The sequence below is a fragment of the Edaphobacter aggregans DSM 19364 genome (assembly GCF_000745965.1).
GTDB classification, from domain to species: Bacteria; Acidobacteriota; Terriglobia; order Terriglobales; family Acidobacteriaceae; genus Edaphobacter; species Edaphobacter aggregans.
The window spans coordinates 17822-30464 of record NZ_JQKI01000069.1 but is presented as its reverse complement, the minus strand read 5'-3'; the positions used below and the strand labels follow the sequence as shown (position 1 = coordinate 30464).

Below are 12643 nucleotides of genomic sequence, written 5' to 3'. Positions count from 1 at the left end.
CCGCGCCGGATCGCCAACCCACAGCTCGATGCCCAGATCTTCCAGCATCTCCTCATACCACCGGCTGTAGCCGCTGGCCTCCAGGCCGACCCGCGCCGGACGCGGCAGGCCGGCATAGAACTGCCGCACCGGCTCAAGACCGAATGCGTGGCTGAGACGCTGCTGCCGCCGCTGCCCCGTCTCCGTGTCCAGCAACGCCAACTCCTCTAGCCCGGGATGAAAATCGCAACCTATCATAAGCATGACGTTGGCTCCTTCCTCCACGCGGGAGCCCTGGCCTTTACCTGCCAAAAAGCTTAACCGCTGCCGATGGCCGGAGCCGACGTCGTTATGCAATCAGGTATGGTTGTGGAAATTTGTCGAGGAGATTTCCACGTCGTGCGACTGAGGAGTGGTTTGGGGCGACTTTGTGTATTTGCGTAATGGAGAAGGGCCGCGCTATTGTGTGTTACCACGGATTCGGGTCACTATCCAGGCAGTAAACCCCTTCGGCCAAATCGGACTCGAGTTTTCTGAAGGTATGAATTCCTATCTCTCCTCCCGATTGCCTTCGGTGGGCTCAATGCACAGTGTCCAGGGTCAGCCGCTTCTCTTTGAGTGAGCTGATTCGAGCAGACGCAAGCGGTAAAACCGGATCGCACTTCGGGCCCTAGCGAAACCACATCAGAAAAGGAGATTCAGCATGCACAGGAATTGTGTTTCGAAACGAACGAGTGTAGGGATAGCGATGTTGGCCATGTGCGCACTATGGATCCCAGGCTCCTCAGCATGGGCGAGGGATCAGCATACATGGGCGAGGGATCAGCATAAGAGAGTGAAGCCGTGCTCAAACTAGACGCTCTCAGGCGACTACGGGACTTTGATCGAGGGTACGATTCTTGGTCCGAATCTTACCCTGCGAACACTGACCCTGGTTCACTATGACGGTCAGGGTCGGTTTACCGGAAAGGACTTCGTCGTTGTTGGCGGTAATCCTCCTGCGGAGGAGTGGAGACTATCTTCCGGGACGTATACCGTCAATCCGGATTGCACCGGGTCAGCTTTGGTCGAGGTCGCTCCCGGTAATCCTCCGCTCGGCTACCACTTCATCATCGTCGATAGCGGTCGTAAGATCCTGCTGGTGGTTAACGGCAATGCGATCAGGGAAATCGCTCACAGGGTCGATGATGACGATGCCGATTAACAAAGAGGCTGACAGGCTGTGGATCCAGAATCGAAATACAAGGGACTGCCAAGAGGTCGAGTTGTTGGAATGGGACAACGGGTACGAGGTCTCTTAAATGAAAGCTGCCGCATGGCGAAGCTTACCTCTACATTCGGCAGCATCGGTTATGGAGGCGGGATGCGAACGGTGTTGGCTCGGCAGGAGCGGATGGGGCCGCAGGGGGTGGGGCGGAGGGATTTGTCGAGGCAGACTTCTACGGCGGTGAGGTAGTTGTTGCCGCAGGAGAGGGCGAGGTTTTGTTGGGTGAGGGTTGGGTTGGACTGGGTGACGAGGGAGAGGACCTTTGCGGGAGGGAGGGAGATCTGGTGGTTGAGGTGGGCGAGGGTGGGCGGGACGGTGATGGACTGGAAGGCGCGGCGCGCGGCGGTGAAGTAGGCGTCGGGCGAGAGGCCGGAGCAGGTGCCGTGGGTCTTCCACTCATGCTTGAGGAGGCCGGGGTCGGGGTAGATGTCGGCGTACTGGGAGGGGTTGGAGGGGCCGGGGGCGTTGGAGCAGTTCTGCGGGTAGGAGCCGTCGGCGTTCTGGGGCCAGAGGCCGTGGAGGACGAAGGTGGAGTGGCGGACGCACTGGATGTCGGAGGGGTGGGAGTGGCAGTACTCGGGCGACCAGGAGAGGTTGAGGAGGTAGTAGTCAAAGGCCTGAGGCGCGGCTGCGGAAGATTGTGCGATGGCCTGGGAGGCTTGCACGGGTGGTTTTGGTTCGGGCGCGGGGGCGGGGCGCGGGTTGCAGGCGGTGAAGGCGGGAAGAAGGGCGAGGAGGAGGAGTCGCTTCTTCATGGTGGAGGAAGGATAGCAGGGTGTGGCGGGCAGAGGGGGCGGAAGCAGGGGGCTCAGAAGGCGTTGTAAGATGCATGGGGTTGCTCAAGGAGTGATGCGATTCAACGCGGATGTGGCGCGAGGGCGGGGGAGTGTGGTTCACTTTTGGGCATGGTTAGCAAACAGACTCGCCGTAACTTTCTGCTGACGGCTCCGATTGCCGCAGCGGTCGCCTCTCCTTTTGCCGATACGATGATGCGCGCTTCGACTGCCGGCTCTGCGATGGGGCAGGGGGCGGATGCGGGACCATTTCAGTTGTTTAATGCAGCGGAGATGGAGAGCGCGCTGAAGGGCGTCGAGGCGAACCATGGGACGAAGAACCTGCTGACGACGCCTGGGACGCTGATGATCATCAACGAGGAGACGAAGAAGGCGGCGAAGGAGTTCGAGTGGCATGCGACGAGGGACCACGTCTTCCAGGTGTTGGAGGGCGAGACGAAGTATGAGCTTGGGGGGACGCCGAAGGGTGCGCGCCAGACGAAGCCGGGCGAGTGGCTGGCTCCGGAGAGCGAGGGCGCGAAGGCTGTGATTTTGAAGAAGGGCGATTATCTGTTTGTTCCGCGGATGACTCCGCATAAGCGGACGACGGATGGGAGCGTGAGTTTGCTGCTGATCTCTTCGCAGACGCCGGCTTAGGGGGAGTGCTTCCGAGGACTCGCGGGCAATCGTGCTGGGCGGGCGAAATACAGGGGTCCTCTCCTCTACGCGCTGCGCGCTCCGGTCGAGATGACGTCTTGGTTGGGGAGATAACAGAGATGGCTTTGCAAGGGGCTGCGTGAATGCGCAGCTTTTTGCATTTAAGGCAATTTCATCGTTTGTTCATGCGGGGAACGTTGAGGTGTTCTTAGTCTTGGCGAGACCGCCTTCGGCGGATCTTCAGGAGAACAACTTCGATGAGAAAAGCATTTTTGCAGATGTCGGTGGCATTGGTGTGCGGCGGCGCGTTGCTGCCGATGCAGGCGCAGGTCTCGCTGATCGCGAAGGGAACACTGACGGGGTCGGCTGCGGGGCCGAACAAGGACCTTTCGGGACTGAATTACACGCTGGAGAATGGGGCGCCGGCGAACCTGCTGGGCGGGCTGGGCTCGGGTATCGGGCATGTCTCGGGCGACACGTTCGTGGCGGTTCCGGATCGCGGGCCAAATGCGATTCCTTATAACTCGCTGATCGACGACACGGCCTCGTATATTGCGCGCGTGCAGACGATCCGGATGAACCTGGCGCCGAACAAGGGCGCGGGGCTGCCGTACACGATTGCGCCGACGCTGGAGGATACGACGCTGCTCTCGAGCCCGCTGCCGCTGGTGTATGGAGACGGCACGGCGTACGGTGTTCCTTCGGGCAAGCCGGCGCTGAATAGCCTTCTGCAGAACTACTTTACCGGACGCTCGGACAACTTCGATCCGAAGCAGAGCTCGGGCGATGTGCAGGATGCGCGGCTTGATCCGGAGAGCATTCGTGTTTCGAACGACGGGCTGACGTTTTTTGTCTCGGACGAGTACGGGCCGTATGTGTACCAGTTCCTGCGCCGCTCGGGTGAGCGCATTCGGACGTTCGAGCTGCCGAAGGGTTTCGATGTGGCGCATCCGGGCACGACGACGAACAACGAGCTGGCGACGAACTCGACGGGCCGCGTGCCGAACAAGGGCATGGAGGGTCTGGCGCTGACTCCGAATGGCCGGACGCTGGTGGGGATGCTGCAGACGGCGAAGATCGAGGACACGAACGCCGGTGGAGCGGGAGCGAACCTGCTGCGGATGGCGGTGATCGATATCGCCTCGGGCAAGACGGTGCACGAGTACGGCTACCTGCTGACGACGGGAAGCGGCGTGAGCGACATCGTTGCGCTGAACGATCATGAGTTTCTTGTCGACGAGCGCGACGGCAAGGGACTGGGCGACGGAAGCAAGGCGAAGGTGAAGCAGCTGTTCAAGATTGATATCGCCAATGCGACCGACATCACGGGGATGGACGGAAACACGGCGGCGGCGGCGGCGGTTCCGAAGACGCTGTTCCTGGACATCGTGAAGGTGCTGGGGGCGAATGGCTTTGCTCCGGAGCAGATTCCGGCGAAGATCGAGGGCATCGCATTTGGGCCGGATGTGAAGCAGAACGGCACGACGCTGCACACGCTGTGGGTTGCGAACGACAACGACTTTTTGCAGGACTACGCCGGGGTAGTGGGATCGAATCCGAACCAGTTCTTCGTGTTTGGATTTACGGATGCAGACCTGGCCGGATCGAAGTATGAGCCGGAGGGTCATGGCGGTCCGCTGTCGGGATTGGGCTGGCTCAATGGCCAGGGTCAGGGCGGTCCGTTCGGCTGGTAGTTGTTGCTTCAGGGTGGTGAATAGAGCGGCTCACTGGTTTAGTTAGTGGGCCGCTTTATCTTTCACACTATCAGCGCGACGAAGCGGGAGTCGGGACGAGCTCCCACAACTGCTCCTCGTAGGATGCGGCTCCGTGGAGAGGGAAGGTCTGGGCCAGGCGGTAGTTGTCATAGACGTACTGACGAAAGGGTGCGGTCTGACCGTGGGTATCTGACGGCACCGTATTTCCTGAGAGCAAAACGATGAAGCGCGGCGGCTGGTGATGGAGCGATGCGACGACAGAGGATGCCTGTTCCGGCCGTGTGAAGTCGTCGTCGCCGACATACTCGGACGCAGTGGGATTCGGAAGCGAGAGATAGAGGCCGAGGGCGGAGTTGTTGAAGAAGGGCTCGGAGGGATGGGTTCGTTGAGCGAGCCACTGGAATTCACGGTAGACGAGAATGTCGCTGAAGGCACCCCGGCCGATGGGTAAATTGAGTATGGGCGTGCCACTGAGTCTGACGGCGGAGCGGCAGCAAGAGAGCAAAGACAACTGCCAGGGCACAGAGCAGAGTGCGAGCGAACCGATATGCGGGGCTTTGTTGGCTGAGGAGCCAGGCGCAGATGAGGATGGCAGGCGGAGCGACGGTGCTGAGGCGAAAGAATCGAGGACCGCTGGCGACCGCCAGAAAGAGGGCGAGACCGACAAGATGAAGAAGCATTAGATGCTGTCGAAGTGTGGAAGGAAGGTCCGTGTGGTTGCGCAGGTGGTAGAGGCCGATGAAGTAAATGTATGGAACCAGGGCGTAGATGAAGACGAAGGGGATCAGCCGAAGAAGGTCGGATGGTGATTGTACGTGCGGGAATTGGTGGAGGTAGGTTCGGGGTGAGTTGACCTCGCCGGAAGAGAGGAATCGGAGCGGGAACAGAATGAGATCGGCAAAGACAGTGCGCTGGCCTGCCTTGTGGATGTAATAGCCGAGGCAGGTGCCGACGATTAAGGTGAAGGGAAGGACGAGAGCTGTGAGTTGCGTCAGGGTACTTGTGTGTGTGTGCCGGGGTCCGGATCGGCTGAGCCATAGCAGGTAGATGACGAGAGCGGCGAAGGTCAGGGTTCCCTGGGTTTGAGTGAAGAGAGCTGCTATCGCGCAGAGGGCGCCGGCGGCGCAGATCCTGCGAAGGGTTGCGCCGCCCATGAGGATGTTGATCGCAGCCAGAGCGGCGAAAGTGCTGTACCAGTGGTGCGTCAGGTCGAGGGCGCTGCTGAAGTCAAAGATGAGAAACAACAGGGCCGGAAGCAGAATCAGCGGTCCCTGGAGGATACGGCCGGCGATCCGTGTGATGACGCAGGCGAGAGCGAGACCGAGCGCGATGGCCCAGGCCTGCATCACCCAGGCGTGGATCCCGAAGAGGCGGAATGTCGCAGCATAGAGCAGGTCGGTACCTGGGGGGACGAGTTCGAAGAAGTCGCGATAGAGAACCTGTCCGTGAACGATGCGCGCGGCGCGGGAGAAGAAGAGAACCTGGTCGCCTGAGGCGATGAAGGGAGTGGCGGGAAGCAGGAAGGTCCGCAGGTAGAGGAATGCGAATGCCCCAGCGAGGGAGAGCAGGAGGACGAGGCGAGAGATACGCTTTGTTTCCGGCGCCGAACTGGTGTTTGTCGTGAAAGAACCATCGATGGATATGATGTCATGCCCAACCTCGGGATATGCGCGGCGATTATTCTGAGTACCGTGTCTGCTTACGCCGCTTCCTCTGGATTCGGCGTGCAGTGGTTAGTTTGCCGTTTTTTTATTGATTAGCCTATGATGGCGGCGTTTGAATCTCTCCATTGAGAGGACTTCTGGCTCCCGCGAGATGTGCTATGCACATTGTGGTCGAATCTGTTCTCTTTTTCTTCCTGGCCAATGCAGGGCTTGGACAGCCGTACTCTGGGGAGTCGGTGAGCGAGGTCCGGATCAGCAAATTGGCGATTGAGTCGAGCAGCTTGCCTGACGCAGACCGTGAACGGATCGTTCGCTTGTTCCAGCAGAAGACATACTTTCAGGACGAAATCGGCGAACGCATTCGAGGCGCCTTGAGGGACCTGGGATATTACAAGGCGGTCGTCAATGAGCCGAGGTTTTCGTTTCCTACCCAGGCGGAGGGGAGAAGGATCGCTAACGTTACCGTCAAGGTGGAGCCGGGAGCTCAGTACCGTGTTGCTGAGATTCGGTTCCAGAAAGCGACCGTTTTTCCAGCCACCCAGCGACGAACGCTCTTTCAGGTGCGAAAGGGAGACCTCTTCAATGTGGCCAAGATTGTCGAGGGCCTGGAGGATATGAGAAAGCTCTACGGCACACGGGGATATGTCAACCTTGTTGCAATACCCCAAGTCATGATCGATGAATCACGACGCACCATCGATATGGTCTTTGATGTGGATGAGGGGAAGCCGTATGACTTCGGCCGGTTGTACCTGGAAGGAGTGGAGCCTTATGCCGGTGCTGGCAAGGTGCTCCTGAATTCGTGGAAGCCGTTGGAGGGCAAGCGGTACAACTCGCTTGAGCTGGAACATTGGTTCCTGGCAAACCAATCCAGTTGGAATGTCAAAGCGCCGATGTATCGCTCGATTACGACTACTCAACGTCCTGTATGCTGCGTGGTCGATCTTACGTTGTCGCAATGGGACCCTTGAATCATCGGCTTATTCGCGCGGCAGGACCCGAGTTTTCTCTGTAGATTCGGCTGCGGTTCGCAAACAGCAGATTCCTCCACTTCGCTGCGCTCCGGTCGGAATGACAACCAAAAGGCAGACGGCATAGGACTGCGGCGTTCCGTTAAGCTGGAGGGATGCCTCTGTTTTGCGATGTCGCTTTGCCGGTTCCGCTGGACCAGACGTTTACCTATGCGGTGAACGGTGTTGATCCCGTTGTCGGGGCGCGGGTGCTGGTTCCGTTCAGCGGGCAGGCGCTGATGGGTGTGGTGGTGCGGGTTCACGATGAGAGGCCCGCGGAAGGTTTTGAGATCAAGCCCGTGCAGCAGGTGCTGGATGATGTTGCTCTGCTGCCGGATGAACTGATGGAGCTGGCACGGTGGATTGCGGGGTACTATGTGGCTCCGCTGGGCGAGGTGCTGAGGGGGATGCTGCCGCTGGGGGCGGAGGTGCGGCGGCAGTTTGTCTACAGGATCACAGAGGTTGGTCGGAAGGTGCTGTATGAGGGCGCGGCGAAGGGGGCTTCGCGGCGGTCGAAGCTGTCGCCGGAGGAGCAGAATCGCGAGTATGCGGTGCTGAACTATCTGGAGGGTGGAGAGGCGGCGAAGATGTCGGCGCTGCGGTCGGCTACAGGGGCGAACAAGGCTCTGCTGGAGGGGATGGTTCGGAAGAGGTGGCTGCTACGCGAGGCCGTGGCGGAGGAGAGGGATGCCCGGCGGCTGGAGAAGGTGGCGATTTTGGTGGGGCATGGGTTGGAGGCTGGGGAGGGGAACCGCAGATCCTTCGACTCCGCCACTCGCGATGAGGCTGCGAGTGGCTCCGCTCAGGATGACACTTCGTCTTTGAGAGAGGTTGGGAAGAGGCTGCCGAGGCTGAATGAGAATCAGCTGGCGGTGATGGCGGAGCTGGCGGCTGTGGGTGGGCGGATGCGGGTGCGGGATCTGCGGGAGACGCTCTCGCGCGTGGGGGTGCCGGAGTCGTCCCTGGGGACGCTGGTGAAGCGCGGGCTGGTGCGGGTGGAGGAGGTCGCGGAGGAGTTTCACTTTGGCGGGGTGGGCGCGCATGGGAAGAAGCATGCTCACGAGCACGCGCTGAACGAGGCCCAGATGGAGGCGCTGGGGACGATCGCGGCGGCGATGGCGCAGGGAGGGTTTCGGCCGCATCTGCTGTATGGGGTGACGGGGTCGGGCAAGACGGCGGTGTATTTTGCGGCGATGCGGCGGGCTCTGGATGCGGGGAAGAGTGCGCTGCTGCTGGTTCCGGAGATCGGGTTGACGCCAGCGATGACGGGGCAGCTGGTGGCGGCGTTTGGGGATGAGGTCGCGCTCTTGCACTCGCAGCTCACGCCGGATGAGAGGGCGGAGCAGTGGCACAGGATTCGGCGGGGCGAGGCGCGGGTGGTGGTGGGAACGCGGTCGGCGGTGTTCGCTCCGCTCAAGGAGCTGGGGCTGATCATCGTGGATGAGGAGCACGATGGGAGCTACAAGCAGGAGGAGACCCCGCGGTATCACGGCAGGGATGTGGCGGTGATGCGGGCGAAGCTAGGTGGGGCGGTGGTGGTGCTGGGGTCGGCAACGCCGTCGCTGGAGAGCTGGGCGAATGCGGAGAAGGGACGGTATGCACGGGTGGAGATGCGGGAGCGCGTGGCGGATCGTCCGCTGCCGGCGGTGGAGCTGGTGGATATGCGAAACGAGTTTCGCGAGACGGGGCAGGAGCAGATCTTCTCGCGGAGGCTGATCGAAGAGACAGAGGCGACGATTGCGCGCGGGGAGCAGGCGATTATTCTGCTGAACCGGCGCGGGTATTCGTTTGTGGTGATGTGCCGGAGCTGCGGGGAGAAGATCGAGTGCGAGAACTGCGCGATCTCGATGACGTATCACAAGCCGGTGAGTGGCAACGATGCCATTGCGCAGCCAGGGCAGAGGCTGGAGTGCCACTACTGCGGGTTCCGGCGCGGGGTTCCGAAGAAGTGCCCGAAGTGCGAGAGTGAGCACTTGTACTACCTGGGGGCGGGTTCGCAGCAGGGCGAGGAGAGGCTGCAGGAGATCTTTCCTCATGCTCGGATCGGGAGGATGGATCGCGACACGGTGCGGGGGCGCAGCGATATGGAGCGTCTGCTGGCGCGGCTGCATGCGGGAGAGATCAATCTGTTGGTGGGGACGCAGATGATCGCGAAGGGGCACGATATTCACGGCGTGACGCTGGTGGGCGTGGTGGGCGCGGACTTTGCGCTGGGGCTTCCGGACTTTCGCGCGGCGGAGAGGGTGTTTCAGCTGCTGACGCAGGTCTCAGGGCGCGCTGGACGCGGAGAGCTGCCGGGGAGGGTGCTGGTGCAGACGTATCATCCCGATCACTATGCGGTGAAGTTTGCGGCGGCGCATGACTATCCAGGGTTCGTGGCGAAGGAGCTGCAGTACCGGCGGTGGATGCACTATCCGCCCTATGGGGTGCTGGCGAACGTGGTGGTGCAGAGCGAGCGGCTGGAGGAGGCTACGGGCTGGTCGGCGGAGCTGGGGCGGTGGTTCGAGAGGACGCGGCTGGACAAGGTCCGTGTGTTGGGGCCGGCGGCGGCGCCGCTCTCGCGGCTGAAGCGCATCTACCGGTACCACTTTGTGCTTAAGGCGGAGAAGAGGCAGGCGCTGGGTGAGGCGCTGCGTGCGATGCTCCGCTTCGCCGAGGCACGAGGGATTTTGCGACGGAACCTGGTAGTGGATGTCGACGCGGTACACCTGATGTGAGCGGACTCACAGGGCGCACCGCGGTTCCGAGGCAGATCTAGTTCAACAGATGGAGCTCTTTGCCGGGCTTGAACCGGACGGCCTTGCCGGGGGCGATGGTGACCTCAGCGCCGGTCCTTGGATTGCGACCGATACCAGTCTTCCTCGGCTTGACGGTGAAGACGCCGAAGCCGCGAAGTTCGATGCGGTCACCGGCGACCAGTGTCTGCTTCATGCTCTCGAAGATAGCGTCCACGGCAGCCTCTGCTTTGGTACGTGGCAGGCCGGTGCGCTCAACAACCCTCTGTATTAAATCTTGCTTTATCATTATGGGCCGCCGTCCTTGGGCTGTAGATTTGTGTCGTACGGGTGATGACCTGGTTTAGTAACGTGATAGTAGAAACTCGACGCCAGATTGTCAACGCCAGATCGCTACCGTAAGATGAAGAATCTAATGACGCAACCGGGTGTCGGGAGACTGCCGCGCCTATTTTGCCACAAGCGAGGGGCGAGCGGAAGCGATTATCCGGGATAAATTGTTAGAGAGGTTTCCAGTTTCGAGTGAGAAGGGAAGCAGAGGCGAGTGGCCATTAAAAGCGACCGTTGGATTCGCCAGCAGGCGAAGGAAAACGGAATGATCTCCCCGTTCAGTGAAAAGCAGGTACGCGAGGGCGTGATTTCTTATGGGTTGTCCTCGTATGGATATGATCTTCGGGTCTCCGACGAGTTCAAGATCTTTACCAACGTCAACAGCGCAATCATCGATCCGAAGGACTTCGACGAGCGGTCGTTTGTGACGGTGGTGGCCGATAGCGTGATTATTCCGCCGAACTCGTTCGCGCTGGCACGGTCGATTGAATACTTCACGATTCCGCGCGATGTTCTGACGATCTGCGTTGGTAAATCGACATATGCGCGGTGTGGGATCATCGTTAATGTCACGCCGTTTGAGCCGGAGTGGGAGGGGTTTGTGACGCTCGAGATCTCGAACACGACTCCGCTGCCGGCGCGAGTGTACGCGAATGAAGGACTCTGCCAGATCCTGTTCTTCCAGTCCGATGAGAGCTGCGAGATCAGCTACGCGGACCGCAAGGGCAAGTACCAGAAGCAGCAGGGAATCGTTCTTCCGAAGCTTTAGCGAAGGGCCGGCGCTCCGGTGCCGGTCTTAGCCTGCGGTCGCTTGAAAAAAATATAGGAAAGACCTCCCCCGGTCGCCCAAGGTCCCATGAAAGAGACGCCTCCCCAAGAGCAGCTACGCATCGGTCTGATTGCAACGGACCCTCTGCGTGTGCTTGGGTTGCAGTCGATCTTCGCTGAAGGCGATGGGACGACCGTGATTCCGCTGTCGGTTCCGGGAGCGCTGGATGCGTCGGGAGTGTCGCTGATCCTGATCGACGCGGCGTGCACGGATCACCTGTTCGAACTGCTGGAGACGTTCCGGCGGTCGCGTCCGCACCTGCGGCTGATCGTGATCGGGCTGGAGGAGAGCCACGAGTATATTCAGCGGGTGATTGGCGCTGGCGCGAAGGGATACCTGGCGCACACGGCGCGGGAGAACGAGATCAGGCTGGCGATTGAGATTGTGCAGGACGGATCGGTGTGGGCTCCGCGCAAGGTGCTGGCGCGGCTGCTGGAGGCCTCGGCGACGGAGGGCCGCGGGGCGATGGCGGAGCCGAAGTTTACTGAGCGCGAGGCGCAGGTGCTGACGCTGCTGGTGGCGGGCAGGCCGAACCGGGAGATCGCCGAGGCTTTGGGGATCGATGCGGCGACGGTGAAGGCGCATGTGGGACGGCTGATGCGAAAGGTTGGGGTGCAGAATCGCATCGCATTGACGATGCAGGCGGTAAGCCGAAACCTGGTGGCGAGGTAATCGCAGTCGGCCTGCGGTTGGTTACCGTCCCATCCATCCTGATTACCTAAAGGTCTACAGACCTCCGTACTGTTGTGATGTGCCGGGATGTGAGGCAAGCTCTTATCAAGCAACACAGACCTGGGAGAGGGGTTGTAGAGAGCGCGCCTGGCGATCCAGGCACTTCTCTACAACCCCCATTTTTTGCGGTGGGGGTACCGGGTCTGGTACTACAACGTATGCTTCCAAGCGGCCATCACACTATCCTGTTGAGACAGGCGGTTGGTCGCCTGTTTGATGATTGGAAAGCATGAGGAAATTGATGATGATGAATCGTTTGTCTGTGATTGTGTGTGGCGCGGCGTTGGCGGTAAGCTCGACGGCTGCATTTGGCGCCAGCGATAAAGCAAAGCTGGTGGAGCGGATGCAGGATGCGCAGGCGGTGATCACGCAGATCATGGCGACCCCGGATAGGGGAATTCCTTCGAACATCCTTGCGGGTGCGACCTGCGTTACGGTGATTCCAAGCTACAAGAAGGCGGCGTTCCTGGTGGGAGCGCAGTACGGGCAGGGTGTGGCGACGTGCCGCACTCCGATGGGATGGAGCGCACCGGTGTTCGTGCAGCTGGCGGGGGGGAGCTTCGGGTTCCAGATCGGCGGGCAGGCGACGGACCTGATCATCGTCGCGATGAATGAGCAGGGCATGCAGGACATGCTGAAGAACAAGTTCAAGATTGGCGCGGACGCTGCGGCCTCAGCCGGGCCTGTAGGGCGCAATGCGCAGGCGGGCACGGACTGGAAGATGAATGCGGAGTTGCTGACGTATTCGCGCAGCAAGGGCTTGTTTGCGGGCATCGATCTGGACGGTTCGGTGCTGTCGCAGAACGGGGACGACACGCGAGTGGTATACGGCGACGCAATTCCGTTTGACACGATTCTGAAGGGCAACAAGGCGACTCCGGAGGAGGCTCGGCCGTTTGTGCGCACGGTGGCGAAGTACTTTGTGGAGGCCAAGGCCGAGAATAAGTAATAT

14 protein-coding genes are annotated in these 12643 nt (G+C 60.5%); 9 read left to right on the top strand and 5 right to left on the bottom strand.

Annotated elements, in window-relative coordinates; genetic code table 11:
- The coding region (locus Q363_RS21380) for a hypothetical protein (RefSeq protein WP_157467292.1) at positions 1–336 on the bottom strand (336 nt) is incomplete at its 3' end.
- Positions 337–859: 523 nt separating this feature from the next.
- Between Q363_RS21380 and Q363_RS21375 the strand changes: the two genes are divergently transcribed.
- Entirely contained in the window at positions 860–1183 is a 324-nt protein-coding gene (locus Q363_RS21375; protein ID WP_035354569.1) for a hypothetical protein, read from the top strand.
- 146 nt (positions 1184–1329) lie between these two features.
- Here Q363_RS21375 and Q363_RS21370 read toward each other — a convergent pair whose 3' ends face one another.
- Positions 1330–2001: a ribonuclease T2 family protein gene (locus Q363_RS21370; RefSeq protein WP_051979108.1), complete on the bottom strand. Its 672-nt coding sequence runs from the start codon at positions 1999–2001 to the stop codon at positions 1330–1332.
- 150 nt (positions 2002–2151) lie between these two features.
- Here Q363_RS21370 and Q363_RS21365 point away from each other — a divergent pair, with 150 nt between their 5' ends.
- Together Q363_RS21365 and Q363_RS21360 are read left to right on the top strand one after the other, a co-directional pair.
- Positions 2152–2676, top strand: coding sequence for a cupin domain-containing protein (locus Q363_RS21365; protein WP_035354567.1), 525 nt, complete (start codon positions 2152–2154; stop codon positions 2674–2676).
- Between the two features lie 257 nt (positions 2677–2933).
- Positions 2934–4370, top strand: a complete 1437-nt coding sequence (locus tag Q363_RS21360) for an esterase-like activity of phytase family protein (protein WP_084080622.1) — start codon at positions 2934–2936, stop codon at positions 4368–4370.
- Positions 4371–4440: 70 nt separating this feature from the next.
- Here Q363_RS21360 and Q363_RS40880 read toward each other — a convergent pair whose 3' ends face one another.
- Together Q363_RS40880 and Q363_RS21355 are read right to left on the bottom strand one after the other, a co-directional pair.
- Positions 4441–4590 carry a hypothetical protein gene (locus Q363_RS40880; protein WP_157467290.1) on the bottom strand — a complete coding sequence of 50 codons (150 nt, stop codon included), beginning with the start codon at positions 4588–4590 and terminating at the stop codon, positions 4441–4443.
- Between the two features lie 205 nt (positions 4591–4795).
- Positions 4796–5740 carry a hypothetical protein gene (locus tag Q363_RS21355; RefSeq protein ID WP_157467288.1) on the bottom strand — a complete coding sequence of 315 codons (945 nt, stop codon included), beginning with the start codon at positions 5738–5740 and terminating at the stop codon, positions 4796–4798.
- Between the two features lie 6 nt (positions 5741–5746).
- On the opposite strand from Q363_RS21355, the gene Q363_RS40875 reads away from it, so the two are divergent.
- The 3 genes from Q363_RS40875 (at position 5747) to priA (ending at position 9782) form a co-directional block, all read left to right on the top strand.
- Complete coding sequence (locus tag Q363_RS40875; RefSeq protein ID WP_157467286.1) at positions 5747–5884, top strand: hypothetical protein; 138 nt, start codon at positions 5747–5749, stop codon at positions 5882–5884.
- A 329-nt stretch (positions 5885–6213) separates the two neighbouring features.
- Positions 6214–7026, top strand: coding sequence for a POTRA domain-containing protein (locus tag Q363_RS21350; RefSeq protein WP_035354563.1), 813 nt, complete (start codon positions 6214–6216; stop codon positions 7024–7026).
- A 155-nt stretch (positions 7027–7181) separates the two neighbouring features.
- Entirely contained in the window at positions 7182–9782 is a 2601-nt protein-coding gene (gene priA, locus Q363_RS21345) for a replication restart helicase PriA (protein ID WP_035354561.1), read from the top strand.
- Between the two features lie 37 nt (positions 9783–9819).
- Here priA and Q363_RS21340 read toward each other — a convergent pair whose 3' ends face one another.
- On the bottom strand, positions 9820–10089 hold the full coding sequence (locus Q363_RS21340) for an HU family DNA-binding protein (RefSeq protein WP_022844174.1): 270 nt from the start codon (positions 10087–10089) through the stop codon (positions 9820–9822).
- 255 nt (positions 10090–10344) lie between these two features.
- Between Q363_RS21340 and dcd the strand changes: the two genes are divergently transcribed.
- The 3 genes from dcd (at position 10345) to Q363_RS21325 (ending at position 12640) form a co-directional block, all read left to right on the top strand.
- A complete protein-coding gene (gene dcd, locus Q363_RS21335; RefSeq protein ID WP_035354558.1) occupies positions 10345–10899 on the top strand; it encodes a dCTP deaminase in 555 nt (184 codons plus the stop codon).
- Between the two features lie 87 nt (positions 10900–10986).
- On the top strand, positions 10987–11631 hold the full coding sequence (locus tag Q363_RS21330; protein ID WP_035354556.1) for a helix-turn-helix transcriptional regulator: 645 nt from the start codon (positions 10987–10989) through the stop codon (positions 11629–11631).
- A gap of 307 nt (positions 11632–11938) precedes the next feature.
- Positions 11939–12640, top strand: coding sequence for a lipid-binding SYLF domain-containing protein (locus tag Q363_RS21325; RefSeq protein ID WP_035354584.1), 702 nt, complete (start codon positions 11939–11941; stop codon positions 12638–12640).
- The last annotated feature ends 3 nt before the right edge of the window (positions 12641–12643 follow it).

What these genes read in the sequence shown, in the direction of transcription:
- Q363_RS21370 (WP_051979108.1), bottom strand. Translation starts at nt 2,001, where the DNA reads ATGAAGAAGCGACTCCTCCTCCTCGCCCTTCTTCCCGCCTTCACCGCC.
- Q363_RS21365 (WP_035354567.1), top strand. Translation starts at nt 2,152, where the DNA reads ATGGTTAGCAAACAGACTCGCCGTAACTTTCTGCTGACGGCTCCGATT.
- Q363_RS21360 (WP_084080622.1), top strand. Translation starts at nt 2,934, where the DNA reads ATGAGAAAAGCATTTTTGCAGATGTCGGTGGCATTGGTGTGCGGCGGC.
- Q363_RS21350 (WP_035354563.1), top strand. Translation starts at nt 6,214, where the DNA reads ATGCACATTGTGGTCGAATCTGTTCTCTTTTTCTTCCTGGCCAATGCA.
- priA (WP_035354561.1), top strand. Translation starts at nt 7,182, where the DNA reads ATGCCTCTGTTTTGCGATGTCGCTTTGCCGGTTCCGCTGGACCAGACG.
- Q363_RS21340 (WP_022844174.1), bottom strand. Translation starts at nt 10,089, where the DNA reads ATGATAAAGCAAGATTTAATACAGAGGGTTGTTGAGCGCACCGGCCTG.
- Q363_RS21330 (WP_035354556.1), top strand. Translation starts at nt 10,987, where the DNA reads ATGAAAGAGACGCCTCCCCAAGAGCAGCTACGCATCGGTCTGATTGCA.
- Q363_RS21325 (WP_035354584.1), top strand. Translation starts at nt 11,939, where the DNA reads ATGAATCGTTTGTCTGTGATTGTGTGTGGCGCGGCGTTGGCGGTAAGC.